Source organism: Hydrogenophaga sp. UC242_50 (genome assembly GCF_042697355.1).
In the GTDB taxonomy this organism is placed as follows: Bacteria; Pseudomonadota; Gammaproteobacteria; order Burkholderiales; family Burkholderiaceae_C; genus Hydrogenophaga.
Genome location: NZ_CP170553.1, coordinates 3,333,577 through 3,358,780, shown reverse-complemented (window position 1 = coordinate 3,358,780; position 25,204 = coordinate 3,333,577). Strand labels below are relative to the sequence as shown.

The window sequence follows — 25,204 nt, the reverse complement described above, 5'->3', positions numbered from 1 at the left end:
CTCACAGCGCCTCCCGCCGCTTGATTTCTTTTTCGATGTATTCCTGGATCTCGCCCCATTCGCGCAGGAAGGCGCGGCGCGTGAGTTCGAACAGGCCCAGGCCGGTGAGCATGACCATGCCCGCGCCGAACCAGCTGTTGATGCCCTTGGCGTCCAGTGGCACGCCGAGGAAGCGCAGTTCGGAGCCCAGGGTGGTGTTGAGCTGCAGGTGGTAGACCATCTCGATCATGGCCGCCGCGCCCACCAGCATCACCAGGGCGGTGCCGGCCAGCGCGAGGTAGCTCACCCAGAGTTCGCGCAGGCGCCCGAAGGCCGCCACGCGCAGGTTCATCATGATCAGGCTGGCGATGCCGCCGGGGGCGTACATCACCATGAACAGGAAGATCAGGCCCAGGTAGAGCAGCCAGGCCTTGGTGAACTCCGAGAGCAGCACGAAGGCCAGCACCATGAGGATGCCGCCGATGATGGGCCCGAAGAAGAAGGTGGCGCCACCCAGGAAGGTGAACAGCAGGTAGGCGCCCGAGCGCGCCGCGCCCACCACCTCGGCGGTGACGATCTCGAAGTTCAAGGCCCCCAGGCCGCCCGAGATGCCGGCGAAGAAGCCGGCGATGATGAAGGCCATGTAGCGCACGCGCTGGGTGTCGTAGCCCACGAACTCCACGCGCTCGGGGTTGTCGCGCACGGCGTTGAGCATGCGGCCCAGCGGCGTGCGGGTGAAGGCGAACATGAGCCCGACCGAGATGAAGGTGTAGACGGCGATCAGGTAGTACACCTGCACCTGCGGCCCGTAGGTGATGCCCATGAAGGGCTTGCCGGCCATGCGGTCGCCCGAGACGCCGCCTTCGCCACCGAAGAACTCGGGGATCATGAGCGAGAGCGCGAACACGAGTTCGCCCAGGCCCAGCGTGATCATGGCGAAGGTGGTGCCCGACTTGCGGGTGGTCACGTAGCCGAACAGCACCGCGAAGCCCACGCCCGCGAGGCCGCCCACGATGGGGATCAGCGACACCGGCAGCGGCAGCGAGCCGGAGGTCACGCTGTTGAGCGCGTGGATCGCCAGAAAGGAGCCCAGGCCGGTGTAGACCGCGTGCCCGAAGCTGAGCATGCCGCCCTGCCCCAGCAGGATGTTGTAGGACAGGCAGGCGATGATGGCGATGCCCATCTGCGAGAGCACCGTCATCGCCAGGCCGCTGGTGAAGATCCTCGGCGCCACGATGAGCAGCAGCGCGAAGAGGCCCCAGGTCAGCCAGCGCCCGACGTTGAGCGGCTTGAATGCGTAGTGTTTGGAGGTCATCGCTCAGCCCTCCCGTTTGCCGAGCAGGCCACGCGGCCGGAAGATCAGGATCAGCACCAGGAACAGGTACGGCAGGATGGGCGCGACCTGGGACAGCGTGAGCTTGACGTACGAGTTGTTGCGCCACGGCGTCCGACAGCGGCAGGCCGATCTGCTGGGCCAGCGTCGCCAGCGAGTACTCGAAGGCCACGGCGAAGGTCTGGATGACACCGATGAGGATGGAGGCGACGAAGGCACCCGAGAGCGAGCCCATGCCACCGACCACCACCACCACGAAGATCACCGAGCCCACCGTGGCGGCCATGGCCGGTTCGGTGAGGAAGGTGCTGCCACCGATGACGCCGGCCAGGCCGGCCAGCGCGGAGCCCGCGCCGAACACCAGCATGAAGACGCGCGGCACGTTGTGGCCCAGCGACTCGACGGCTTCGGGGTGGGTGAGCGCGGCCTGGATCACCAGGCCGATGCGGGTGCGCGTGAGCAGCAGCCAGACCGAGGCCAGCATCACCACCGCCACCAGCATCATGAAACCGCGTGTGGCCGGGAACGGCGAGCAGACCACGCGGATGGCCGCGTCGGCGGCGCTGCACAGCTCGGGCGGCGCGGCGCCCCAGACCATGCGCAGGCCTTCGACGGAGTTGTTGATCAGGGTGAAGACCGGACCGCGCAGCTCTTCGGGCGGGCGGAACTCGACCGCGATGCGGCCCCAGACGAGCTGCACCAGCTCGACGATGACGTAGGACAGGCCGAAAGTCACCAGCAGTTCAGGCACGTGGCCGTACTTGTGCACCTTGCGCAGGCACTGGCGTTCGAACGCCGCACCCAGCAGGCCCACCACGATCGGCGCGATCAGCAGCGCGGGCCAGAAGCCCACGAACTGCGCCACCGTGTAACCCACGTAGGCCCCCAGCATGTAGAAGCTGGCGTGCGCGAAGTTGAGCACGCCCATCATGCTGAAGATCAGCGTGAGACCCGAACTCAGCATGAACAGCAGGAGCCCGTAGCTCAGCCCGTTCAGCATCGAGATGATGAAAAACTCCATTCCCTCAAACCTTCCTCATCGATGAATGAAAAAGAGCCCGATACGGCAACCCGCTCGGGCTCTTTGGATGGGTGTGGTGGTTTACCCGGGGCGCTTCATCTGGCAGCTCGTCGGCGTGCTCGACACGTAGTTGGGGTACTCCGCCACCGGCGCCAGCGTCATGCCGGTCTTCTCGGGGCTGTAGGGGTACTTGGCATCGGCCTTCTGCCAGACCGACATGTACAGCGGCTGCTGCAGCTGGTGGTCGTTCTTGCGCATCTGCACTTCGCCGTTGAAGCTCTTGACGGTGAGGCCTTCCATGGCGGCGGCCACCTTCACGGGGTCGGTGGACTTGGCCTTGGCCATGGCCGCGCCGAGGAACTCGAAGATGCGGATGGTGGAGCCGGTGTAGAAGTCGTCGTTGTACTTCTGGTTGAACTCCTTCATCCAGGCGTCCATCTGCCCACCCATGTTGTAGTGGTTGTAGGCGATCTGGTAGACCCGGCCGGCGCCGTTGGAGCCCAGCGCGGTGGGCGTGCCGGTGACGCCGGCGTAGTAGGTGAAGAACTTGCCGGTGTAGCCGTTCTCGTTGGCCGCCTTGATCAGCAGCGAGAGGTCGGAACCCCAGTTGCCGGTGATCACGGTGTCGGCGCCCGAGGCCTTGATCTTGGCGATGTAGGGGGCGAAGTCGCGCGTCTGGGCCAGCGGGTGCAGGTCTTCACCGACGAACTGGATGTCCGGGCGCTTGCGCGTGAGGGCTTCCTTGCCGAACTTCACGACCTGGTGGCCGTGCGAGTAGTTCTGGTTCAGGAAGTACACCTTCTTGATGTCGGGCTGCTTGGCGATGAAGCTGGCCATGGCTTCCATCTTCATGGAGGTGTCGGCATCGAAGCGGAAGTGCCAGTAGCTGCACTTGCTGTTGGTCAGGTCCGGGTCCACGGCGGAGTCGTTGAGGTACAGGACTTCCTTGCCAGGGTTGCGGGCGTTGTGCTTCTCGACCGCGTCGGCCAGTGCCAGCGCGACGGAGGAGCCATTGCCCTGGATGATGTAGCGCGCGCCCTGGTCGATCGCGGCCTTGAGCGCGTTCAGGCTTTCGGCCGGGCTCAGCTTGTTGTCGATCGGGGTGACTTCGAACTTCACGCCGGCCGGGTTGCCCTTGCCGCTGAACTTTTCGGCGAAGAACTGGTAGCCCTTGATCTGGCTCACGCCCACGGGACCGAGCAGGCCGGTCAGCGGGTCGATCCGGATCATCTTGACGGTTTCACCCGCCTGGGCAAACGACGCACCGGCGGCCACCAGCATGGCGGCGCCTGCAATCATCTTCACGGTCAGTTTCATACCTATGTCTCCTTGTTGTTGACGAATCGAATAGGCGCAGCGTAAGGGCTTCTGGTGCGGTGCAGCGTAGGGGATTGCCCGGGCTTCTATCACGCAGGCGACAAGGTGCCTTGCGATGGTGCGCCCGGGCCCCTTTTCACACGCCCGGCAGCACGTAGTCCTTGAGCTGCTCGCGCAGGGTCATCTTCTGCATCTTGCCGGTGGCGCCCAGCGGGATCGCCTCGACGAACACCACGTCGTCCGGGATCTGCCATTTGGCGATCTTGCCTTCGTAGAAGGCCAGCAATTCCTCGCGGCTGAGTTCGGTGCCGGGTTTCTTCACCACCACCACGATGGGGCGCTCGTCCCACTTGGGGTGCTTCATGCCCACGCAGGCCGCCATGCGCAGCGGACGGGTGCGCCATCGCGATGTTTTCCACGTCGATCGAGCTGATCCACTCGCCGCCGGACTTGATCACGTCCTTGCTGCGGTCGGTGATCTGCATGAAACCGTCGGCGTCGATGGTGCGCGACGTCGCCGGTGGGGAACCAGCCGTGCCCCTGCGCGTCGTAGCGCAGCGGGTCGCCGCCCTCGCCCTTGAAGTAGCTGGCGATGATCCAGGGGCCGCGCACCAGCAGGTCGCCGTAGGCCTTGCCGTCCCAGGGCAGCTCTTCGCCGGCCTCGTTGACGATCTTCATGTCGGCGCCGAAGATGGCGCGGCCTTGCTTGAGGCGAACCTTGAGCTGCTCGGCCGGCGACAGCGCCAGCTGTGCGTTCTTCAGCGTGCAGACCGTGCCCAGCGGCGACATCTCGGTCATGCCCCAGGCGTGCAGCACGTCCACGCCGTACACGTCGTTGAAGGCGCTGATCATGGCCGGCGGGCAGGCCGAGCCGCCGATGACGGTGCGGTTGAGCGTGCTGAACTTGAGGTTGTTGGCCTGCAGGTGGCCCAGCAGCATCTGCCAGACGGTGGGCACGCCGGCGGCCATGGTGACCTTCTCGGCCTCGATCAGTTCGTAGACCGATTTGCCGTCCAGCGCCGCACCGGGGAACACCAGCTTGCAGCCGACGGCCGCCGCCGCGTAAGGCAGGCCCCAGGCGTTGACGTGGAACATGGGCACCACGGGCAGCACACTGTCGCGCGCCGAGAGGCACATGGCGTCGGGAAGCGCCGCGCCGAATGCGTGCAGCAGCGTGGAGCGATGCGAGTACAGCGCGGCCTTGGGGTTGCCGGTGGTGCCGCTCGTGTAGCACATGCTCGAGGCGGAGTTCTCGTCGAAGGTCGGCCAGTCGTAGGTCGTGGGCTGTTGGCCCATCCAGGCCTCGTAGCTCCGCAGGCCGGGAATGCCGCTGTCGGCCGGCAGCTTGTCCGCGTCGCACAGCGCGATCCAGTGCTTCACCGTCGGGCACTTGGCCGCCACCGCCTTGACCAGCGGCAGGAAGGTCATGTCGAAACAGACCGCCTTGTCTTCCGCGTGGTTGACGATCCAGACCAGTTGCTCGGGGTGCAGGCGCGGGTTGAGGGTGTGCAGCACGCGGCCGGTGCCGCTCACGCCGAAATACAGTTCCAGATGGCGATAACCGTTCCAGGCCAGCGTGCGCAGCGCGGTCGCCCTGGGGCAGGTCCAGGCCGTCCAGCGCATTCGCGACCTGGCGCGAGCGGCTCGCGATCTGGCCCCAGGTGCTGCGGTGGATGTCGCCTTCCACACGGCGGGACACGATTTCGCCACTCGAGTGGTGCCGCTCGGCATGCACGATCAGCGAGGAAATCAAAAGGGGTTGGCTCTGCATCTGGCCCAGCATGGGGAGTCTCCTGTCGATGAGGGGGTTGGAATCGGCGTTCATCGTAGCGGGTTGCCCCGCACGGCTGCCCCGGGGATATCCAGGGGGAATGCCCTCGGTGTCCGTTGCGGGACACGATACCTCGGCCTTCATCAACATGGTGTTGCGTCGAATGGGGTGAATGGCGGTGGCTTGATCTGCCTCAAGGCACGGCGCTGATCTGCGCGGCCGTGAGCGAGGCGTTGAAATGCAGCTGACCGGGCCAGGCCGGCCAGGTGGCGCCCAGTGTGGCGTGGTTGGGGTTGCCGGTGCGGGCGAACTGGCCGACGCTGGCCATCATGTGGCCCGACAGCGCCTCGCGCCCTGCCCGGTTGGCGTTGCCGCCGATGGCGTTGGCGAACAGCGAAGGGCCGAAGTTGCCGAACACGAACGGCAGGTCGAAGGCGTGCGCGGCGCCATACACCGTGTTCCACGGCGCGGGTTGCTGCGCCCAGTCGAACCGGTAGTGCCAGATGTCGGCCTGCTGCGTGCGCAGCGTGTTGAGCACGTTGTCGCGGCCAACGCCGAAGGACGCCGCCGTGAGTTGCGCGGCCCGCGCGGTCCAGCCGGTCACGGCCGCGTTGGACGGCAGGTACGCGGCGTTGAGGAAGTCGCCCTCGGTCAGCAGCGTCGGCGCATTCGGGTCGAAGCCGAACAGCAGGTTGAAGAGCTGGGCGTCGGTCACGATGAAGCCGGCGGGCCCGCCCAGCAGCGTGAGGAAGCTGGGGAACAGCTTGCCCTCTTCCGCCGTGGTGCCGGCCAGAACGGGGACCTTGTTGTAACGGCCCGCCGCGAACTCGTTGATCGGGTTCAGCGGCAACACCGTGCCGTCGGGAATCGGGCCCGAACCCGTGAGGTTGTTGGCCAGCAAGGTGGTGAGCACGGTGCCGCCGGCCTTGCCGCGCAGGTAGTCCGCCACCTGCGGCGCCGACTGCGTGGCGATGTAGGCCTGCGCCGTTGGCAGGTCGACGGCCAGGCCATCGGCGATCACCAGCCGGGCCAGCAGCGCATTGCCCTGCGCCAGCGAGGCCGCTGCGTCGTTCAGCGAGGGGATGGTGCCCACCGGCAGGTTGCTCGCCAGCGAAATGCCGCCCGAGATCGGCACGGCCTTGTGGAACAGGCCCGCGCCCAGCGGCGAGGCGACCAGCGACCAGACGTTGGTCGCGCCGGCCGATTGCCCCATCAGCGTCACGTTGGCCGCGTTGCCACCGAAGACGGCGGCGTTCTGCTGCACGAACTTGAGGCCCTGCACGATGTCGAGCAGGGCGAAGTTGCCCGAATCCTCCGCGCTGTCGAGCCCGGTCTTGAGCTGCGGCAGGTTCATGAAGCCCAGCACGCCCAGGCGGTAGTTGAGCGTGACCACCACCGCATTGGCGCTGCGCGCCAGGGCCGCGCCGTCGTAGATGGGGTCGGCGGTGTAGCCGGTGATGTTGCTGCCGCCGTGCACGAAGACGATCACGGGCAGCCCGGTGGTGGCGCTGGCCGGCCGCCACACATTGAGGAACAGGCAGTCCTCGCTGCCCACCGGCGTGTTCAGCGTCGCGCCGATCGTGGCGTCGAAACGGTTGTTGGCGCCCGGCCCGTAGAGGCGGCCGTTCTGCAGACAGGCCGCGCCGAACTGGGTGGTGTCGCGTGTGCCGCTCCAGGCCGCCACCGCCGCGGGCGCCTTCCAGCGCCGCGCGCCCACCGGCGGCTGGGCGAACGGAATGCCCTTCCAGGCGTAGGTGCCGTTGGAGGCCGCGTCGTTGCGGCCCTTGATCGTGCCCTGGGCGATCTGCCGGACCTCCGGCCCCGGGACGGGCGGCGTCTCGCCGGACCCGCCGCCGCCGCAGGCCATCAAAGTCAGGCAGGCTGCGCCCGCCACCCACCACCGTGTGTTGCTGCCCATGTCTTGTCTCCTGTGATTCTTTGAAGCGATAACCCGCTTGCGCCAGCGCCTGAAATCCTTTTGAATTCCAGCTTCCCGCCGATGCCCACCGTCCTCGGAAATTCTAGGAACGGGTGCCCGATACGCCGCTATCGCAACACGACCAATCGAGTGACTTCACGACGCCACCACCCCAGCCGAAGAAGCAGTTCCGCCCTCTGGGTCAAATGCCTCGCCGACATGTTTGCCTCCCGGGGCCTGGACGCGCCGCGCCTGCTGGCCGGCGCGCGCATCGACGACGCCCTGCTGCAGGACCCGGACGGGCGGGTCGAAGTCGATGACATCACCCGCCTGTGGGAACTGGCCGTCGCCTGGTCTGGCAACCCGGCCCTGGGCATGGACCGCGAGCTGCCGGCGCGGCATGTCAACTTCGACATGGTGGGTTACGTGATGCTGGCCAGCCCGACCCTCAAGGCCGGGCTGATCAACCTCTCGCGCTACTACGCCGTGATCTCGGACGCGATCACGCTCGACCTCGAACCCGACGGCAGCAACCACTGGATGGTGCTGGGCCTGATCGGCAACACCCGGCCGCTGCCGCGCCAGCGCCTGGAATACAGCCTGCTCACGGTGGCGCACGCTGTGCCGCTGGATCACGCGGCGCGACGTGCAGCCCCAGGCCGTGGAGTTCGTCGACCCCGAGCCGGCGGATGCCCGGCCCTATGTGGCGGCGTTCGGCTGCCCGGTGCGCTTCGGCCAGCCGCGCAACCGGCTGCTGCTGACCAACCGGGACCTGGAGATGCCGCTGCTCTCCAGCGACCCGGTGCTGTTCGACATGCACCAGCGCGTGATCGAGTCGCGCCTGGTGCGGCTGGGCCATGCCAGCACCGGCCAGCGCGTGACCGAGGAAATCATCCACCGCCTGCACCTCGGCGAGCCGCGCCGCGAAGACATCGCCAGCAGCCTGGCCATGGCCGACCGCACCCTGCAGCGCCGCCTGCGCGAGGAAGACACCAACTTCCAGCAGCTGCTGGACGACGCCCGGCGCGACCTGGCGCAGAAGTACCTGGCCGAAGACCGCTACACCCTGGGCTAGGTGGCCGACTTGCTGGGTTTTGCCGACCAGAGCAACTTCTTCCGCGCCAACAAGCGCTGGTTTGGCGTGTCGCCGGGGCAGTACCGCGCCCGCCTGGCCGAGAGCGAGCCGCTGGCCGCGTCGCTGAACGCGTCGGATTGACCCTGCGCCCCGCCATGTCGGCCCCGATGCGGACAATGGTGGACATGAACCGACCCGTCGACATGGCCGCCAGCCTGGCGCTTGGCCTGGCCTGGCACAACCGATTCGCCAGCCTGGGCGAAGCCTTCTACACCCTCAGAGCCCCCACCCCCCTGCCCTCGCCCCACTGGGTGGGCACGAGCCCGGCCGTGGCCGATCTGCTGGGCCTGGACCGGACCTGGCTGTCCTCACCCGCCGCGCTCGACGCCTTCACCGGCAACCTGCCCATCGCGGGCACACAGCCGCTGGCCAGCGTGTACAGCGGCCACCAGTTCGGCCAATGGGCCGGCCAGCTGGGCGACGGCCGCGCCATCCTGCTGGGCGAGGTGGACACGCCTGCCGGCCCGCAGGAGGTGCAGCTCAAGGGCGCCGGCCTCACGCCGTATTCGCGCATGGGCGACGGCCGCGCGGTGCTGCGCAGCTCGATTCGCGAGTTCCTCTGCAGCGAGGCCATGCACGCCCTGGGCATTCCCACCAGCCGCGCGCTGTGCGTCACGGGCTCGCCCGCGCCGGTGCGCCGCGAGGAGATCGAGACCGCCGCCGTGGTCACGCGTGTGGCGCCCAGCTTCATCCGCTTCGGCCACTTCGAGCACTTTTCGCACCACGGCCTGCACGGCGAGCTGCGCCAGCTGGCCGACTTCGTGATCGACCGCTTCTACCCCGCCTGCCGCGAAGCACCGGGCAGCCCCTACGCGGCCCTGCTGGAGGCCGTGAGCGCGCGCACCGCCGAAATGGTGGCGCAGTGGCAAGCCGTGGGCTTCTGCCACGGGGTGATGAACACCGACAACATGAGCATCCTGGGTCTGACCATCGACTACGGGCCGTTCCAGTTTCTCGACGCCTTCAACCCCGGCCACGTCTGCAACCACTCGGACACCGGCGGGCGCTACGCCTACAACCGCCAGCCCAACATCGCCTACTGGAACCTGTTCGCGCTGGGCCAGGCGCTGTTGCCGTTGATGGACGACCAGCAGCAGGCGTTGGACGCGCTGGAGCCCTACAAGGCGCTGATGCCGGCCGCGCTGCAGCGCCGCATGAACGCCAAGCTGGGCCTGGGCCGCGCGGAAGATGGCGACGCCGAGCTCACCGAATCGCTGATGAAGCTGATGGCGGCCGACGCGGTGGACTTCACCATCTTCTGGCGCCGCCTGAGCCACGCCGTGGCCGGCCCGCTCGACCCGGTGCGCGACCTGTTCCTGCAGCGCGAGGCCTTCGATGCCTGGGCCATTCGCTGGCAGGAGCGCCTGCGGACCGAGCCCGGTTTCGATGCCGCCGCCACGCAGGCCCTCATGCTGCGCACCAACCCGCAGGTGGTGCTGCGCAACCACCTCGGCGAAATCGCCATCCAGCGCGCCAAGCAGGGCGACTTCAGCGAGCTTGCCCGGTTGCAAAACGCGCTGGAGCACCCATTTGAGGAAGCCCCTGGCCAGGAAGACCTGGCGGCCTTCCCGCCCGACTGGGCCAGCCAGATCGAAATCAGTTGCTCGTCCTAGGAGACCTCCCGATGAACTTCCCCGTCCAGAAAACCGAAGCCGAATGGCGCGAGCTGCTGGCCGCCAAAGGCGCCGAGCCGCGCGCCTTCGACGTGACCCGCCATGCCCACACCGAACGCCCGTTCACCGGCAAGTTCGAGCAGGTCTGGGCCGACGGCAGCTACCACTGCATCTGCTGCGGCAACAAGCTGTTCGACGCCGACACCAAGTTCGACGCCGGCTGCGGCTGGCCCAGCTTCTCGCTGGCCGTGCCGGGCGCCATCACCGAGATCACCGACCGCAGCCACGGCATGGTGCGCGTGGAGACCGTGTGCAGCCAGTGCGGCGCGCACCTGGGCCACGTGTTCGAAGACGGCCCCTCCCCCACCGGCCTGCGCTATTGCATGAACTCCGCCTCGCTGGAGCACCAACCGAAGAAGGACACGCCATGAAAGCCCAGAACATTCTCGACACCATCGGCCGCACCCCGCACATCCGCGTGCAGCGCCTGTTCGGCGACGCGAGCCAGCAGGTCTGGATCAAGTCCGAGCGCAGCAACCCGGGCGGCTCCATCAAGGACCGCATCGCCCTGTCCATGGTGGAAGACGCCGAGCGCTCGGGCGCGCTCCAGCCCGGCGGCACCATCGTCGAGCCCACCTCGGGCAACACCGGCATCGGCCTGGCCATGGTCGCCGCCGTCAAGGGCTACAAGCTGATCCTGGTGATGCCCGACAGCATGTCGGTCGAGCGCCGCCGCCTGATGCTGGCCTACGGCGCCAGCTTCGACCTCACCCCGCGCGAGAAGGGCATGAAGGGCTCGATCGCGCGCGCCGAGGAGATCGTGGCCGCCACGCCGGGCGCGTGGATGCCGCAGCAGTTCAACAACCCGGCCAACGTGGACGTGCACGTGCGCACCACGGCCGAAGAGATCGCGGCCGACTTCCCCGACGGCATCGACGTGCTCATCACCGGCGTGGGCACGGGCGGCCACATCACGGGCGTGGCGCGCGTGCTCAAGGCGCGCTGGCCCCAGCTCAAGGTGTTCGCGGTGGAGCCGTCGGCCTCGCCCGTCATCTCCGGCGGCAACCCCTCGCCCCACCCCATCCAGGGCATCGGCGCGGGCTTCATCCCCAACAACCTCGACACCAGCCTGCTCGACGGCGTGATCCAGGTCGACGCCGAACCCGCGCGCGACATGGCGCGGCGCAGCGCACGCGAAGAAGGCATCCTGGTCGGCATTTCCTCGGGTGCCACCTTGGCGGCGATCGCGCAGAAGCTGCCCGAATTGCCGGCCAAGGCCGTGGTGCTCGGTTTCAACTACGACACCGGCGAGCGGTATCTCTCCATCGAAGGCTTCCTCCCGGCATGAAAAACCTCTCCGACATCCGCCTGTCCATGCTCGACCTGGTGGCCGTGCGCGAAGGCGGCACCGTGGCCGACGCGCTGGCCGTGGCCCTGCGCACCGCGCAGCACGCCGAGTCGCTCGGCTTCACGCGCTACTGGCTGGCCGAGCACCACAACATGAGCGGCATCGCCAGCTCGGCCACGGCCGTGCTGATCGGCCACATCGCGGGCGGCACGAAGCGCATGCGCATCGGCTCGGGCGGCGTCATGCTGCCCAACCACGCGCCGCTGGTGGTGGCCGAGGCCTTCGGCACCCTGGCAGAGCTCTACCCGGGCCGCATCGACCTCGGCCTGGGCCGCGCGCCCGGCACCGACCCGCACACCATGCGCGCGCTGCGGCGCGACCGCGTGGAGACCGAGGCCGACTTCCCGCGCGACGTGGCCGAGCTGCAGCACCTGCTGGGCCCCGCCTCGCCCGGCCAGCGGCTCATCGCCAACCCCGGTGCGGGCACCAACGTGCCGATCTGGCTGCTGGGTTCGAGCCTGTTTTCCGCGCAGCTGGCGGCCGAGCGCGGCCTGCCTTATGCGTTTGCCTCGCACTTCGCGCCGCGCCTGCTGCTGCAGGCGCTGGATGTCTACCGCACGCGCTTCCAGCCCTCGCCCACGCTGGCCGAGCCCTACGCCGTCGTGGGCGTGCCGCTGGTGGCCGCGCCCACCGACGAAGAGGCCGAGTACCTCGCGAGCAGCACCTACCAGCGCGTGCTGGGCATCCTCACCGGCAAGCGCGGCCAGCTGCCGCCACCGGTGAAGGGCTTCATGCAAGGCCTGCACGCGCAGGAACAGGCGGCGATCGCCGATTTCCTGGCCGCCGCCGTGATCGGCGGGCCCGAGACCGTGCGCGCGGGCCTGCAGTCGCTGGCCCAGGTGACCCAGGCCGACGAGTTCATGATCGTGAGCGACCTGTTCGACCCCGCGCTGCGCCTGCGCTCGCTGAGCATCGCCGCCGAGGCGATGGCCACGCAGCAGCCGGTCGCCGCCTCCGCTTGACCAGAGCACCCGCGGAACCGGCTTTGCCGGGCCGCTGGGTGCGCCCCCTCGAGGGGGGAGACGCCGAAGGCGGCGCAGGGGTGCTTCTCGTCTATACCCCGCCGCGCACCATCTGCATCACCTGACCTGCATCCAGGGTCGCGGCTTTTTGCTGGATCTGCGGCAGGTACTGCGCCTGCATCTGCTTGGCCGGGCCCAGCAGGTCCTGGAAGCTCTGCTTGAGCAGCTCGGTGCTCATCACACGCCCGCCCGCGTAGTAGCGCCGGGCCACCTGGCCCAGCGCGTAGGTGGTGGCGAACGAAAACGCCATGCCGGTGGCCGCGCCGCCCAGGCGGCCCACGGTGCGCCCGGCGGCCTTGCCGAGCAGGCCGCCGAGCAGCTTGCGGCCGAACTGCTCCAGGTACTGCGAGGTCAGGCCCACGCCCACCGCCGCGATGAACTCGCGGATGTGGCCCTGGTCCAGCTCCACGCCGTGCGCCTTGCCGATCGCGTAGACCATCTTCACCTGCAGCGGGATGATGGCGATCGAGGCCCAGGACTGCGGCAGCAGCTCCAGCGCGCCGTTGAGCAGCGCGTAGTTCAGGATGGACTTGTCGAGGTCCACGCCCGGCGCCACGCTGGCGGCGACCACCGGGGGCGCCACGGGCACGGCGACCGGCACCGCCTTCTCCGCCGCGTCCAGGACGGCATCCGCCTCGCGCTCGAAGGCGGCGGCCTCGCCCGCGTCCAGCTTCAGGCGGGCCTTGAGATCGCTCAGGAAAGCCGCCTCGGCCGGGCTTTGCCGTCCGTCGGCGTCGCACACACAGACCGCCATTTCGTAGGCGAGCTGCCGTTGCCCGGCGTCCGGCAGGCCGGCCACCGCATCGGCCAGCGACACGCGCTTGAGCAGCACGTCCTGGTACAGGCGCACCAGCACGGTGCCGCCCGATTCGTGCGGCAGCGATTCGGCCATGCGCCGGATCGCTTCGCGCTCGGCGTCGGCTTTGTTGCCGTCGGCGAACGCGGCCAGCAAGGCGATGGAGAGGATGGACTGCTGTTCCTGTGGGGTCATGCGCGCGAGGCTCCTGGAGAAAGGGTGAATCGGGACCGGGGACACGATAGAGAGCCTCTGCCGGGCCGCAAGTTCCGCTCGGCCGCCGCGCCCAAAGCCCCGCTTAAGGATGCGTCATATCCAAGCCCGATAATCGCCGCATGCGTTTTCTCATCGATTTTTTCCCCATCGGCCTTTTCGTCGTGGCCTACAAGATGGCCGACATCTACACCGCCACCGGTGTGCTGATGGCCGCCACCCTGGTCCAGACCGCCCTCATCTACGCGCTCGACCGCAAGCTGCAGACCCTGCACAAGGTCACGCTGGTGCTGGTGCTGGTGTTCGGTGCGCTCACGCTGTTCCTTCAGGACGAGCGCTTCATCAAATGGAAGCCCACCGTGCTGTACGCGAGCATGCGCGTCGTGCTGGCGGCCGCCCTGTGGATCTGGAAGAAGAATTTCCTGCAGATCCTGCTGGGCAGCCAGCTCAACCTCCCCACGAACGTGTGGGCCCGGCTCACCGTGGCCTGGGTCGGCTACTTCCTGTTCATGGCGGGCATCAACGCCTATGTGGCGGCCTACTACTCGACCGAAGACTGGGTGAACTTCAAGCTCTGGGGCTATGTGTTCCCGGTGGTCTTCATCGTGGGCCAGGGCCTGTACATCGCGCGTTACCTCAAGGACGACGACGCCGTGGAGAAGAAGCCATGAGCTCCCGCCCGGCCGCTCCGAAGGGGGCTCGCACCGCAGCCCGCAGGGTGGAGGTACTCCAATGAGCGACACCGCCGTGGTCCCCACCGCCGCCGCGATCGAGGCGCGCCTGCGCGAAGCCCTCACCCCCACCGTGCTCGAAGTGCTGGACGAAAGCGCGGCCCACGCCGGCCATGCGGGCGCCAATGGCCTGGGCTATGGCACGCATTTCCGTGTGCGCATCGGCGGGCCCGCGTTCGTTGGCCGCACGCGGGTGGCGCAGCACCGCCTTGTGTATGATGCGCTGCAAAAATTCACCGAGGCGGGGCTGCATGCCCTGGCCATCGAAATCAAGGCCTGAAGGCCGACCACACCCCATTCAGCCGCTACGTTCTGATACCTGATTGCTGAAACCCTGCCCCTGGCGGCGGCTCCAACCCCCTTTTATCCCGAGGAACACCATGAAATTCTCCCTGACGGCCCTCACCGCGGCTGCCCTCATCACGGCAGCGCCCTGGGCCCTGGCACAGAACGTGGCCATCGTCAACGGCAAGCCCGTTCCCACGGCGCGCCTGACGGTGCTGGAGCAGCAGATCGCCGCCTCCGGCCGCCCGGTGGACGACAACGTGCGCGCCCAGCTCAAGGAAGAAGTGGTGCTGCGCGAGGTCTTCATGCAGGAAGCGCAGAAGCGCGGCATCGCCGCCACCGAGGAATACAAGAACCAGATGGAACTGGCGCGCCAGACCATCATGATCCGAGCCCTCTTCACCGACTACCAGAAGAAGAACCCGGTGACCGACGTCGACGTCAAGGCCGAGTACGACAAGTTCGTGGCGGCCAACGGCGGCAAGGAATACCGCGCGCGCCACATCCTGGTGGAGAAGGAAGACGAAGCCAAGGCCATCATCGCCAGCCTCAAGAAGGGCGGCAAGTTCGAAGAGATCGCCAAGAAGCAGTCGAAGGACCCGGGATCCGGCGCCAACGGGGGTGACCTGGACTGGGCGGCCGCGGCCAGCTACGTGCCGGAGTTCTCCGAAGCCATGGTCAAGCTCGAAAAGGGCCAGCTGACGCAGGAGCCGGTGAAGACGCAGTTCGGCTGGCACATCATCCGCGTGGACGACGTGCGCACCGCCGAACTGCCCAAGCTGGAGGACATCAAGCCGCAGATCGAGCAGCAGATGCAGCAACAGAAGCTGGCCGAGTTCCAGAAGACGCTGCGCGAAAAGGCCAAGATCCAGTAAAGCGTTTCGCCTCTTACACGAAAAAGCGCGGCCGGTCCGCGCTTTTTTGTGCCCGGCGCTCGTCCGCTCAGCGCATCTGGGCGGCGACCCAGACCAGGCCCAGCAGCACCGGCTGGTGCAGCAGGTAATAAGACAGGCTCCAGCGCCCCAGCGTCACCAGGCCCCTTCGCACACCGGTGGCCGCCGCGTCGGCCGTGCCCAGCCAGTGCGGCCGGTGCCACAGGGCCCACTGGCCGGCCGCCATGCCCCACCACATCACGCCCAGCCAGGGCGCCAGCGGCACATAGTCTTCGGTGATCGGCTTGCGGTTGATCAGGCCCAGCCAGTTGAGGGCCGGGGTGTTGAGCACGTCCAGCGCCGGCCAGGTGGCGATGGCGTGTGGCGCCGCGAACTTGAACGCGATGACCAGCGCGCCCAGCCACCACAGCCAGGCGCCCCACCCCGCCGTGAGCCGCACGATGATCAGCATGGCCGCGATGCCGTGCAGCACGCCGAAGTAGATGAAGCTGTTCGGGAACATGGCCACCGAGCCCGCCGTGACAAGCAGCGCCGCCCCGGCCACCTGCAGCCAGCGCCGCCAGAAGCGCGCCCAGGTCTGCCCCTGGTGCAGGGCCACGGCCTGGGACAGGCCGGCGGTGAACAGGAACAGGCTGACGATGGCGGTGCGTTGCCCGGTCCAGACCGGGTCGCGGTAGAAGTCTTCGTTGATGAAGCCGAAGAAATCCAGGTCGAAGCAGAAATGGAACGCGGTCATCCACAGCATGGCCGCCGCGCGCAGCAGGTCGATGCGGTCCAGGCGCTGTGCCACGGCGGTGCTTTCAGGCGGCGGAAGCGCGGTGGATGCCCAGCAGCATCTCGGCCAGGGCCTGCGGTTCGCTCACCATCGGGTCGTGCCCGGTGGCCAACTCCAGCACCTGCCAGCCGGGTTCGCGGCGCACGCGCTCGCGCGCGGGAGCGATGGTGGCCAGCGCGGGCGAGGTGCAGTCGATGAAGGTGCGGGGCACGGCATTCACGAGCGCGGCGTCAAAATCCAGCGGTTGCTGGTAGAGCCGGTAAGGCTGGGGGGTCTGGCGGCGGTTCACCCAATCGCGGTCTGAACCCTCCAGCCCGAACAGCTTGGCGTCGGGCGGCGGAAAGCTCAGGCCGCCGCTGGGTTTCGCGGCATCGGCGCGGGCCTGTTTGGTTTCGGCCGAATGGTGGCTGCTCCAGCTGTCGCCGGGATACGGCACGGCCGCGTCCAGGTAGACCAGGTGCGCCAGGCAGCCGGGGCGCTCGCGCTGCAGGCGGTCGGCGACGCCGGTGACCACCACGCCCGCGTAGCTGTGGCCCACCAGCACGATGCGCTGCAGTTCCTCGGCCTCGACCAGGCCGAACACGTCCTGGATGTGGGTGTGCAGGTCCACGGCCAGGCTGAGCAGGTGGGCGCGTTCGCCCACGCCGGTGAGGGTGACGGCGTGCGCCTCCACGCCCGCGCCGCGCAGCAGCGGCAGCACGCGGCGCCAGCACCAGGCGCCGTGCCAGGCCCCGTGGACCAGCACGACAGCGGTTTTTGGGGTGTCGGGGCTTGGGGACATGGACGTTCTCCTGGACAATATCGGGCTGTTTTTCCTGGCCCGATTCTGCCCGCTCCACGACCGACCGCCATGCTGCCCCACCAGATTGAACTGCTCTCCCCCGCCCGCGACGCCGAGATCGGCATCGAGGCGGTGAACCACGGCGCCGATGCGATCTACATCGGCGGGCCCTCGTTCGGCGCGCGCACCAGCGCCGACAACCGCGTGCAGGACATCGCGCGCGTGGCCCGGCACGCGCACCGCTTCGGCAGCCGCGTCTACGTGACCATGAACACCATCCTGCGCGACGACGAGCTGGAGGGCGCGCGCAAGCTGGCCTGGCAGCTGTACGACGCGGGCGTGGACGCGCTGATCGTGCAGGACATGGGCCTGCTGGAGATCGACCTGCCCCCGATCCAGCTGCACGCGAGCACGCAGACCGACATCCGCACGCCCGAGAAGGCGCGTTTCCTGCAGGACGCGGGCCTGTCCAAGCTGGTGCTGGCGCGGGAACTCACGCTGCCGCAGATCGCCGCGATCCGTGACGTGCTGGATGCCGAGCGCTGCCAGATCGAGTTCTTCATCCACGGCGCGCTGTGTGTGGCCTACAGCGGCCAGTGCTACGTGAGCCATGCCCACACCGGGCGCAGCGCCAACCGCGGCGACTGCTCGCAGGCCTGCCGCCTGCCCTACGAGGTGAAGGACAGCCAGGGCCGCATCGTCGCGCACGACAAGCACGTGCTCTCGATGAAGGACAACAACCAGAGCGACAACCTGCGCGAGCTCATCGACGCGGGCGCGCGCAGCTTCAAGATCGAAGGCCGCTACAAGGACATGGGCTACGTCAAGAACATCACGGCGCACTACCGCCGCCTGTTCGATCAGATCCTGGACGAGCGGCCCGAGCTGGGCCGGGCCTCGAGCGGCCGCTGCACCTTCGGCTTCACCCCCGACCCCGGCCAGAACTTCAACCGCGAGTTCACCGACTACTTCGTGCAGGGCCGCCAGGAGGACATCGGTGCCTTCGACACGCCCAAGAACCCGGGCCGGCCCATCGGCTGGGTGAGCAAGGTCGGGCCCAACTTCGTCGAGATCGAAACCGACGACCCAGCCACCGTGGTGCACAACGGCGACGGCCTGTGTTACCTCGACCTGCACAAGGAACTGGTGGGCCTGCAGATCAACCGCGCCGAACCCACGGGCACGCCGGGCCAGTGGCGCGTGTTCCCCAAGGACGCGATGGAGGGCCTGCGCCACCTCAAGCGCGGCACGGTGGTCAACCGCAACCGCGACGTGGACTGGGTGCGCACGCTGGAGAAAAAATCGGCCGACCGCCGCATCGGCGTCTGGCTGCGGCTGGACGACACGGCCGAGGGCTTGACGCTCACCGCCACCGACGAAGACGGCCACTGCGCCGCTGCCACCCTGCCCGGCGCGCTGGAGCCGGCCAAGGACGCCGCCCAGGCCGAGGCCCGGCTGCGCGAAGGGCTCTCTCGCCTGGGTGAGACGGTGTTCGAGCCGATCGACGTGTCGCTGCAGCTCTCGCAACCCTGGTTCGTGCCGGCCTCGCTGCTCAACCCGCTGCGGCGCGACGCCATCGCCGCGCTGGAAGCCGCGCGCGCCTCGGCCTGGCAGCGCCTGCCCCGCGCCACCCCGGTGGAGCCACCGGTGAGCTACCCGGAAGACACCCTGACCTACCTGGCCAACGTGTTCAACCACAAGGCGCGCGACTTCTACGCGAAACACGGCGTGAAGGTGATCGCCTCGGCCTACGAGAGCCACGAGGAAGAAGGCGAAGTGAGCCTGATGATCACCAAACACTGCGTGCGCTTCTCGCTCAGCCTGTGCCCCAAGCAGGCCAAGGGCGTCACCGGTGTGCAGGGCACGATCCGCGCCGAGCCCATGAGCATCACGCACGGCAGCGAGAAACTCACGCTGCGCTTCGACTGCAAGCCCTGCGAGATGCACGTGGTCGGGCGCATCAAGCCCGCCGTGATGCAGGCCGTGCCGGCCAGCCCGCTGAAGTTCTACCGCACGCGGCCTGCCACGACCGCCTGAGGCACTCAGGCGGTCTTCGCGCCGCCGCGCAGGCGCTTGCCCAGGCTCACCAGGGCCAGCACCACCCCACCGGCGACCAGGCCCGCGAGCGCGCCCGCCAGGCTGGAAGCGAGCGAGCCGATCCAGCCCAGCGTGGCGGCGAAGGCCTCGATGCCATGGCCCAGCGCTGGGATGCCATGCACCAGGATGCCACCGCCGACCAGGAACATGGCGGCGGTGCCGACCACCGACAGCGTTTTCATCAGCCAGGGCGCGGCCGCGAGGATGCCGCGGCCCAGGGACTGTTTCCAGGCCGCGGCCTGCTGGTTGAGGTGCAGGCCCAGGTCGTCGAGCTTGACGATGCCCGCCACCAGGCCGTAGACGCCGATGGTCATGATCAGCGAGATGCCCACCAGCACGGCGATGCGCTGGCCCATGCCGACGGCGGCCACCGTGCCCAGGGTGATCACGATGATCTCGGCCGACAGGATGAAGTCGGTGCGCACCGCGCCCTTGATCTTCTGCTGCTCGAACGCCACCAGATCGACGCTTTCGTTGGCCGCGGCCTCCACCAGCGCTTCGCGGTTCGCCGCGTCTTCCGCCTGGTGCGGGCCGAAGGCGTGCCACAGCTTCTCGGCGCCCTCGAAGCACAGGAACAGGCCGCCGAGCATCAGCAGCGGCGTGATGGCCCAGGGGGCGATCACGCTGATGACCAGCGCGCTGGGCACCAGGATGGCCTTGTTGAGGAGCGAGCCCTTGGCCACGGCCCAGACCACGGGCAGCTCGCGGTCGGCCTTCACGCCGGTGACCTGCTGGGCGTTGAGCGCGAGGTCGTCGCCCAGCACGCCGGCGGTCTTCTTGGCCGCCAGCTGGGTCATGGCAGCCACGTCGTCCGCCACGGCCGCGCTCTTGCGCGCCGCCACCTTGGTCATCAGGGCCACATCGTCGAGGATGGTGGCGATGTCGTCGATCAGCGCGAGCAGGCTGGTTCCGGCCATGGGGCGGCCCTTTCAGGAGTGGGTGTTGTCGTGGGAGGGCCAGACGGGCGGAAACAGGGGATCGTCGAGCTCGGCGCCATCGGCCATGCGCTCGGCTAGGCCGGGAAACGGCGGCGAGGTGCGCCAGGGCCGGGGTGCATGGCGCGCGTCTTCGCCCAGGTAGCGGGCCGAGAACACGCGACGGCGCTGCCCCGGGCCCACGCCGCTGGAGGCGTGCAGCGCGAGCATGTGGAAGGCCACGCAGTCGCCGGGCTCGAGTGCCCAGGCCAACTGGCGGAAACGGTCGGGCTCGGCGTCGATGGCCGGCAGCTCGGCCAGCGTGCCTTCGGGGAACCAGCGGGCCTGCTGGTCGCGGAAGGTGCGCGGCATGTACCAGGTGCCGGCATGCGAGCCGGCCACGAAAACGCAGCGTGCTGGCCAGCGGCACCGGGTCCACGGGAATCCAGAAGCTCACGTTCTGGCGGCCACTGACGTTGTAGTACGGCTGGTCCTGGTGCCAGGGCGTGGGCTGGCGCGTGCCAGGCTCCTTGACCAGCAAATGATCGTGGTAGATCCGGGCCGTGCGGCTGTGCATGAGCTGGGTGGCGATGTGCGGCAGGGCCGAATCGCGCAGGATGCGCTGGTACGACGGGTTGTCCTGCCAGGTGCAGAAGTCCTCGACGAAACGGCCCGGGTCGTCGGGTTCGCTCGCCACCAGCGCCAGCGGGCTCAGATGCGCCAGGTTGTGCTCGATGCCGCGTTCGAGCAGGGCCAGTTCGTCGGCATTGAACACCCCGCGCAGCACCACGGCGCCGTCGGTGGCGAAATCGGTGGCGGTGCCCTCAGGCAGAAAGAGTTCTCGGGCCATGCGTCATCTCCCCTTGGCGGGTTTCTCCCGCTTGCGCCAGTAGGTGAAAGCGTCCTCGTGCACTTCGATGTCGAGCTCCGCCACGCGCGCCTGCAGGCGTTCCTGCACATCGGCCACGGCCTGGTTGTAAACCGCGGGCGCGATCTCCTCCAGGAAAAAGCCCAGCAGGCCACCGGCGGCGATGTTGCCGATGCGCTCGTCCATGTTCGCGTCGAAGTAACGCTGGATCGAGGCGATCGCCTCGTCGCGGGTGGCTTTGGGCAGTTCGATGGCGTGGGATGCGTCCGGTCAGCCGACCCACTTGCGCGCGTTGCGCCACAGGCGCATCCAGGCGCTGAAAGCGGCCGGGTCCTGGTCGGTCCAGCTCATCTGGATGTTGCGGAACACGCGCTCGGGGTGCGGCATCATGGCCGTGAAGCGGCCGTCGGCCGTGGTCACCGCCGTCAGGCCGCCCGGGCTGCCGTTGGGGTTGAACGGGTAGGCCTCGGTGGCCGCGCCGCCGTGGTCGGTGAAGCGCATCGCGGCGATGGCCTTGCTGGCGTCGCCCCGGTGGCGGAAGTTGGCGTAACCCTCGCCATGCGCCACCGCGATGGGCAGGCGGCTGCCGGCCATGCCCTGCAGGAACAGGCTGGGCGAGTCCAGCACCTCCACCAGGGACAGGCGCGCCTCGAAGCGCTCGCTCTGGTTGGTGGTGAAGCGCGGCCAGGCCTCGGCACCGGGAATGATGTCGGCCAGCTCGGCGAACATCTGGCAGCCATTGCACACGCCCAGGCCGAAGGTGTCGTCGCGGCCGAAGAAGGCCTGGAACTGCTCGGACAGACCGGGGTTGAAGGTGATGCTGCGCGCCCAGCCGATGCCCGCGCCCAGCGTGTCGCCGTAGCTGAAGCCGCCGCAGGCCACCACGCCCTTGAAGTCGGCCAGCTTCGCACGGCCGGTCTGCAGGTCGGTCATGTGCACGTCGAAGGCCTCGAAACCGGCCTGGGTGAAGGCGTAGGCCATCTCCACGTGCGAGTTCACGCCCTGCTCGCGCAGGATCGCGACCTTGGGCCGGGCCAGGTTGAGGTACGGCGCGGCCACGTTGTCGGTGGCGTCGAACGTCAGCTTCGTGTGCAGGCCGGCGTCGTCGGGCCGGCCGGCGGCCGCGTGTTCGGCATCGGCGCCCGCCGGGTTGTCGCGCTGCTGGTTGATCTTCCAGCTCACGCTGTCCCAGACCTGTTGCAGGTCGAACAGGCTGGCCGAGAACACGGCCTTGGTGTCGCGCCAGACCTGCAGCTGGCCCTTGCCGGCGTCCATGGTGGACGAGGCCGGGCGGGTCTTGCCGACGAAGTGGCTGTGTTTGGACAGGCCGTGCTCGCGCAGGGTCTGCATCACGGCGTTGCGGTCCTCGGTGCGCACCTGCAGCAGCACGCCCAGCTCTTCGCTGAACAAGGCCTTGAGCGTGAGTTCCTCGCGGCGCGCGCTGACCTGGCCGGCCCAGTTCTTGGCGTCGCCCATCTCGGCGCGGCTGTCGCTGATGCCATCGCCTTCGGTCACGAGCAGGTCCACGTTGAGCGCCACGCCCACGTGGCCGGCGAAGGCCATTTCGGCGGCCGCCGCCAGCAGGCCCCCGTCGCTGCGGTCGTGGTAGGCCAGGATCTGGCCCTGGGCCCGCAGCGCGTTCACCGCGTTGACCAGGCTCACCAGGTCCTGGGCGTCGTCCAGGTCGGGCACCTCGCCCCCGCCCTGCCCCAGCACCTGGGCCAGCACGCTGCCGCCCATGCGGTGGCGGCCCTTGCCGAGGTCGATCAGCACCAGCGTGGTGTCTTCGAGCGCATTGTTGAGTTGCGGCGTGAGCGTGCCGCGCACGTCGGCCAGCGTGGCGAAGGCGCTCACGATCAGGCTGACCGGCGAAGTCACTTTCTTCGTCTCGCCGCCTTCGCTCCATTGGGTGCGCATGGACAGGCTGTCCTTGCCCACCGGGATGGAAATGCCCAGCGCCGGGCAGAGTTCCAGGCCCACGGCCTTGACGGTCTCGTACAGCGCGGCGTCTTCGCCCGGTTCGCCGCAGGCGGCCATCCAGTTGGCGGAGAGCTTCACGCGCGGCAGCTCGATGGGCGCGGCCAGCAGGTTGGTGATGGCCTCGGCCACCGCCATGCGGCCCGACGCGGCGGCGTCGAGCGCGGCCAGCGGCGTGCGCTCGCCCATGCTCATGGCCTCGCCCGCGAAGCCCTTGTAGTCGGCCAGCGTCACGGCGCAGTCCGCCACCGGCACCTGCCAGGGGCCGACCATCTGGTCGCGGTGCGACAGGCCGCCCACGGTGCGGTCGCCGATGGTGATGAGGAAACGCTTGGAGGCCACAGTCGGGTGGCTGAGCACGTCGATCACGGCCTGCTGCAGGTTCACACCGGTGAGCGCCAGCGGGGCCGCCTGGCGCGCCACGCTTTTCACGTCGCGGTGCATCTTGGGCGGTTTGCCCAGCAGCACGTTCATCGGCATGTCCACAGGGCTCGGCGCGCCCTCATCGGCCAGCACCAGCTGGCGCTCTTCGGTCGCCACACCGATCACGGCGAACGGGCAGCGCTCGCGCTCGCAGAAGGCCTGGAACGTCGCCAGCGATTCGGGAGCGATCGCCAGCACGTAGCGCTCCTGGCTCTCGTTGCACCAGATTTCCTTGGGCGCCAGGCCGCTTTCTTCCAGCGGCACGGCACGCAGGTCGAAGCGCGCGCCCCGGCCGGCGTCGTTGGTGAGTTCGGGGAAGGCGTTGGAGAGGCCGCCCGCGCCCACGTCGTGGATCGCCAGGATGGGGTTGTTCTCGCCCTGCTGCCAGCAGTGGTTGATGACCTCCTGCGCGCGGCGCTCGATCTCGGGGTTGCCGCGCTGCACGGAGTCGAAGTCCAGCGAGGCGGCGTTGGTGCCGGTGCGATGGAACTGGCCGCGCTGCCGCCCATGCCGATCTTCATGCCCGGGCCGCCGAGCTGGATGAGCAGCGAGCCGGCCGGGAATTCGATCTTCTTCGTCTGGATGGCGTCGATCACGCCGACACCGCCGGCGATCATGATGGGCTTGTGGTAGCCGCGCTGCACGCCGTCCACCGCCAGCTCGTACTCGCGGAAGTAGCCCAGCAGGTTGGGCCGGCCGAACTCGTTGTTGAAGGCCGCGCCGCCCAGGGGGCCCTCGGTCATGATCTGCAGCGGGCTGGCGATGTGCTCGGGCTTGCCGCCCGGCTGGTCGGAGAGGCCGCCCCAGAGCTTGCCAACGGTGAAGCCGGTCAGGCCGGCCTTGGGCTTGGAACCCCGGCCGGTGGCGCCCTCGTCGCGGATTTCGCCGCCCGCGCCGGTGGAGGCGCCCGGGAACGGGGAAATGGCGGTCGGGTGGTTGTGGGTCTCCACCTTCATCAGCACGTGGTGCGTGGCGGTTTCGGCGGCGTAGGCCGGCGAGACGTCGCCGCCGGCGCGGGCCACGAAACGCTCGACCACGCTGCCTTCCATGATGGAGGCGTTGTCCGAGTAGGCCACCACGGTGTGCTGCGGCGCCTGCTGGTGGGTGTGGCGGATCATGCCGAACAGGCTCTTGTCCTGCGCCACGCCGTCGATGGTGAACTGCGCGTTGAAGATCTTGTGGCGGCAGTGCTCGCTGTTGGCCTGCGCGAACATCATCAGTTCGACGTCGGTCGGGTTGCGATTGAGGCCGTTGAAGGCGTTGACGAGGTAGTCGATCTCGTCGTCGGCCAGGGCCAGGCCCCAGTCGGCGTTGGCGCGCTCCAGCGCGGTGCGACCACCGCCGAGCACGTCCACCTGCTCCATGGGCGCGGGGTGCAGCTCGGTGAACAGGGCCTGGGCCTGGCTGCGGTCGAGCGAGACGTTTTCCGTCATGCGGTCGTGCAGCAGGTCGGCCACGGCGCGCAGCTGCTCTTCGGACAGGCTGGCCTTCTTGCCCAGCAGGCCGGACTTGAGGCCGACCCGGTACTCGACCAGGCGCTCCACCCGGTGCAGGCTCAGCCCGCAGTTGTGGGCGATGTCGGTCGCCTTGGAGGCCCAGGGCGAGACCGTCCCCAGGCGCGGCATCACCAGCAGGGCCGGCGCGCCGGCCGTTTCCAGCTGGGCGTGCGCCGGGGTGCCAGGTTCGCCGTAGGTCAGCAGCTCGCCCACGCGCTGCAGCGTGGCCGCGTCGGGCTCGCCGTCGAAGCTCGCCAGGTGCACGAAGCGGGCCGAAAGGCCGTTGATCTTGTCGGAAATGCCCGCGAGGCGGGGCAGGAGCTGCTGGACTTTGAAGTCGCTGACGGCGTTGCCGCCTTCAAAAAAGCGCAGGTGCAGGGACACGTTGGGAGCCTGAGGTGCGTTGACCCGCCGGCGGCAGGTGGAAAACCCGGAATT

Annotated in this window: 18 protein-coding genes and 5 pseudogenes; 11 read left to right on the top strand and 12 right to left on the bottom strand. The window is 68.5% G+C overall.

The features are described 5' to 3' along the window. Position 1: 1 nt before the first annotated feature. From ACFJGX_RS17215 to ACFJGX_RS17195, 5 genes and pseudogenes are all read right to left on the bottom strand, one after another. Complete coding sequence (locus ACFJGX_RS17215) at positions 2-1,294, bottom strand: branched-chain amino acid ABC transporter permease (protein ID WP_382324918.1); 1,293 nt, start codon at positions 1,292-1,294, stop codon at positions 2-4. 3 nt (positions 1,295-1,297) lie between these two features. Beyond that, positions 1,298-2,333 (bottom strand): annotated as a pseudogene (locus tag ACFJGX_RS17210) (branched-chain amino acid ABC transporter permease). Between the two features lie 81 nt (positions 2,334-2,414). Further along, positions 2,415-3,650, bottom strand: a complete 1,236-nt coding sequence (locus ACFJGX_RS17205) for a branched-chain amino acid ABC transporter substrate-binding protein (protein ID WP_382157788.1) — start codon at positions 3,648-3,650, stop codon at positions 2,415-2,417. Positions 3,651-3,786: 136 nt separating this feature from the next. Further along, a pseudogene (locus tag ACFJGX_RS17200) lies at positions 3,787-5,433 on the bottom strand (3-(methylthio)propionyl-CoA ligase). Positions 5,434-5,614: 181 nt separating this feature from the next. Then, positions 5,615-7,339, bottom strand: coding sequence for a carboxylesterase/lipase family protein (locus tag ACFJGX_RS17195; RefSeq protein ID WP_382324922.1), 1,725 nt, complete (start codon positions 7,337-7,339; stop codon positions 5,615-5,617). 81 nt (positions 7,340-7,420) lie between these two features. Here ACFJGX_RS17195 and ACFJGX_RS17190 point away from each other — a divergent pair. From ACFJGX_RS17190 to ACFJGX_RS17160, 7 genes and pseudogenes are all read left to right on the top strand, one after another. Next, positions 7,421-7,894: pseudogene (locus ACFJGX_RS17190) on the top strand (AraC family transcriptional regulator ligand-binding domain-containing protein); the annotation flags it as partial. Positions 7,895-7,985: 91 nt separating this feature from the next. Beyond that, positions 7,986-8,414 (top strand): AraC family transcriptional regulator ligand-binding domain-containing protein, encoded by a 429-nt coding sequence (locus ACFJGX_RS17185; protein WP_382326643.1) that lies wholly within the window; start codon positions 7,986-7,988, stop codon positions 8,412-8,414. Further along, positions 8,415-8,555, top strand: a complete 141-nt coding sequence (locus ACFJGX_RS17180) for a helix-turn-helix domain-containing protein (RefSeq protein ID WP_382324926.1) — start codon at positions 8,415-8,417, stop codon at positions 8,553-8,555. It abuts the gene before it with no gap. Positions 8,556-8,599: 44 nt separating this feature from the next. Beyond that, complete coding sequence (locus tag ACFJGX_RS17175; RefSeq protein WP_382325612.1) at positions 8,600-10,087, top strand: YdiU family protein; 1,488 nt, start codon at positions 8,600-8,602, stop codon at positions 10,085-10,087. An 11-nt stretch (positions 10,088-10,098) separates the two neighbouring features. Next, on the top strand, positions 10,099-10,518 hold the full coding sequence (msrB, locus tag ACFJGX_RS17170) for a peptide-methionine (R)-S-oxide reductase MsrB (RefSeq protein ID WP_382324928.1): 420 nt from the start codon (positions 10,099-10,101) through the stop codon (positions 10,516-10,518). After that, positions 10,515-11,435 (top strand): cysteine synthase A, encoded by a 921-nt coding sequence (gene cysK / locus ACFJGX_RS17165; RefSeq protein ID WP_382324931.1) that lies wholly within the window; start codon positions 10,515-10,517, stop codon positions 11,433-11,435. Before msrB ends, cysK begins: the two co-directional genes overlap by 4 nt. Beyond that, complete coding sequence (locus ACFJGX_RS17160) at positions 11,432-12,457, top strand: LLM class flavin-dependent oxidoreductase (RefSeq protein WP_382324933.1); 1,026 nt, start codon at positions 11,432-11,434, stop codon at positions 12,455-12,457. Before cysK ends, ACFJGX_RS17160 begins: the two co-directional genes overlap by 4 nt. 91 nt (positions 12,458-12,548) lie before the next feature. Here ACFJGX_RS17160 and ACFJGX_RS17155 read toward each other — a convergent pair whose 3' ends face one another. After that, on the bottom strand, positions 12,549-13,508 hold the full coding sequence (locus ACFJGX_RS17155; RefSeq protein WP_382326640.1) for a YcjF family protein: 960 nt from the start codon (positions 13,506-13,508) through the stop codon (positions 12,549-12,551). Between the two features lie 140 nt (positions 13,509-13,648). Here ACFJGX_RS17155 and ACFJGX_RS17150 point away from each other — a divergent pair, with 140 nt between their 5' ends. The 3 genes from ACFJGX_RS17150 to ACFJGX_RS17140 all read left to right on the top strand — a co-directional run bounded on the left by ACFJGX_RS17150 (position 13,649) and on the right by ACFJGX_RS17140 (position 15,417). Then, the gene (locus ACFJGX_RS17150; protein ID WP_382326638.1) at positions 13,649-14,197 is read left to right on the top strand and encodes a septation protein A; all 549 of its coding nucleotides are present in this window, start codon (positions 13,649-13,651) and stop codon (positions 14,195-14,197) included. A 61-nt stretch (positions 14,198-14,258) separates the two neighbouring features. After that, a complete protein-coding gene (locus tag ACFJGX_RS17145; RefSeq protein WP_382324937.1) occupies positions 14,259-14,537 on the top strand; it encodes a BolA family protein in 279 nt (92 codons plus the stop codon). Positions 14,538-14,637: 100 nt separating this feature from the next. Then, positions 14,638-15,417 carry a peptidylprolyl isomerase gene (locus tag ACFJGX_RS17140; protein WP_382324939.1) on the top strand — a complete coding sequence of 260 codons (780 nt, stop codon included), beginning with the start codon at positions 14,638-14,640 and terminating at the stop codon, positions 15,415-15,417. Positions 15,418-15,484: 67 nt separating this feature from the next. Here the strand turns inward: ACFJGX_RS17140 and ACFJGX_RS17135 are convergent, their stop codons facing one another. Then, a complete protein-coding gene (locus tag ACFJGX_RS17135; protein ID WP_382325614.1) occupies positions 15,485-16,180 on the bottom strand; it encodes a heparan-alpha-glucosaminide N-acetyltransferase in 696 nt (231 codons plus the stop codon). A 55-nt stretch (positions 16,181-16,235) separates the two neighbouring features. Continuing rightward, a complete protein-coding gene (locus tag ACFJGX_RS17130) occupies positions 16,236-16,991 on the bottom strand; it encodes an alpha/beta fold hydrolase (RefSeq protein WP_382326637.1) in 756 nt (251 codons plus the stop codon). Positions 16,992-17,060: 69 nt separating this feature from the next. On the opposite strand from ACFJGX_RS17130, the gene ACFJGX_RS17125 reads away from it, so the two are divergent. Continuing rightward, positions 17,061-19,028: a U32 family peptidase gene (locus tag ACFJGX_RS17125; RefSeq protein WP_382326635.1), complete on the top strand. Its 1,968-nt coding sequence runs from the start codon at positions 17,061-17,063 to the stop codon at positions 19,026-19,028. Between the two features lie 5 nt (positions 19,029-19,033). Here ACFJGX_RS17125 and ACFJGX_RS17120 read toward each other — a convergent pair whose 3' ends face one another. From ACFJGX_RS17120 to purL, 4 genes and pseudogenes are all read right to left on the bottom strand, one after another. Next, the gene (locus tag ACFJGX_RS17120) at positions 19,034-20,005 is read right to left on the bottom strand and encodes a DUF808 domain-containing protein (protein WP_382326633.1); all 972 of its coding nucleotides are present in this window, start codon (positions 20,003-20,005) and stop codon (positions 19,034-19,036) included. Between the two features lie 12 nt (positions 20,006-20,017). Further along, positions 20,018-20,852, bottom strand: a pseudogene (locus ACFJGX_RS17115) (phytanoyl-CoA dioxygenase family protein). 3 nt (positions 20,853-20,855) lie between these two features. Then, on the bottom strand, positions 20,856-21,122 hold the full coding sequence (locus tag ACFJGX_RS17110) for a DUF2164 domain-containing protein (RefSeq protein ID WP_382328734.1): 267 nt from the start codon (positions 21,120-21,122) through the stop codon (positions 20,856-20,858). Between the two features lie 18 nt (positions 21,123-21,140). Further along, a pseudogene (gene purL / locus ACFJGX_RS17105) lies at positions 21,141-25,150 on the bottom strand (phosphoribosylformylglycinamidine synthase). Between the last annotated feature and the right edge of the window lie 54 nt (positions 25,151-25,204).

What these genes read in the sequence shown, in the direction of transcription:
- ACFJGX_RS17160 (WP_382324933.1), top strand. Translation starts at nt 11,432, where the DNA reads ATGAAAAACCTCTCCGACATCCGCCTGTCCATGCTCGACCTGGTGGCC.
- msrB (WP_382324928.1), top strand. Translation starts at nt 10,099, where the DNA reads ATGAACTTCCCCGTCCAGAAAACCGAAGCCGAATGGCGCGAGCTGCTG.
- ACFJGX_RS17140 (WP_382324939.1), top strand. Translation starts at nt 14,638, where the DNA reads ATGAAATTCTCCCTGACGGCCCTCACCGCGGCTGCCCTCATCACGGCA.
- ACFJGX_RS17215 (WP_382324918.1), bottom strand. Translation starts at nt 1,294, where the DNA reads ATGACCTCCAAACACTACGCATTCAAGCCGCTCAACGTCGGGCGCTGG.
- ACFJGX_RS17125 (WP_382326635.1), top strand. Translation starts at nt 17,061, where the DNA reads ATGCTGCCCCACCAGATTGAACTGCTCTCCCCCGCCCGCGACGCCGAG.
- cysK (WP_382324931.1), top strand. Translation starts at nt 10,515, where the DNA reads ATGAAAGCCCAGAACATTCTCGACACCATCGGCCGCACCCCGCACATC.
- ACFJGX_RS17120 (WP_382326633.1), bottom strand. Translation starts at nt 20,005, where the DNA reads ATGGCCGGAACCAGCCTGCTCGCGCTGATCGACGACATCGCCACCATC.
- ACFJGX_RS17195 (WP_382324922.1), bottom strand. Translation starts at nt 7,339, where the DNA reads ATGGGCAGCAACACACGGTGGTGGGTGGCGGGCGCAGCCTGCCTGACT.
- ACFJGX_RS17145 (WP_382324937.1), top strand. Translation starts at nt 14,259, where the DNA reads ATGAGCGACACCGCCGTGGTCCCCACCGCCGCCGCGATCGAGGCGCGC.
- ACFJGX_RS17150 (WP_382326638.1), top strand. Translation starts at nt 13,649, where the DNA reads ATGCGTTTTCTCATCGATTTTTTCCCCATCGGCCTTTTCGTCGTGGCC.
- ACFJGX_RS17130 (WP_382326637.1), bottom strand. Translation starts at nt 16,991, where the DNA reads ATGTCCCCAAGCCCCGACACCCCAAAAACCGCTGTCGTGCTGGTCCAC.
- ACFJGX_RS17175 (WP_382325612.1), top strand. Translation starts at nt 8,600, where the DNA reads ATGAACCGACCCGTCGACATGGCCGCCAGCCTGGCGCTTGGCCTGGCC.
- ACFJGX_RS17155 (WP_382326640.1), bottom strand. Translation starts at nt 13,508, where the DNA reads ATGACCCCACAGGAACAGCAGTCCATCCTCTCCATCGCCTTGCTGGCC.
- ACFJGX_RS17135 (WP_382325614.1), bottom strand. Translation starts at nt 16,180, where the DNA reads ATGCTGTGGATGACCGCGTTCCATTTCTGCTTCGACCTGGATTTCTTC.
- ACFJGX_RS17205 (WP_382157788.1), bottom strand. Translation starts at nt 3,650, where the DNA reads ATGAAACTGACCGTGAAGATGATTGCAGGCGCCGCCATGCTGGTGGCC.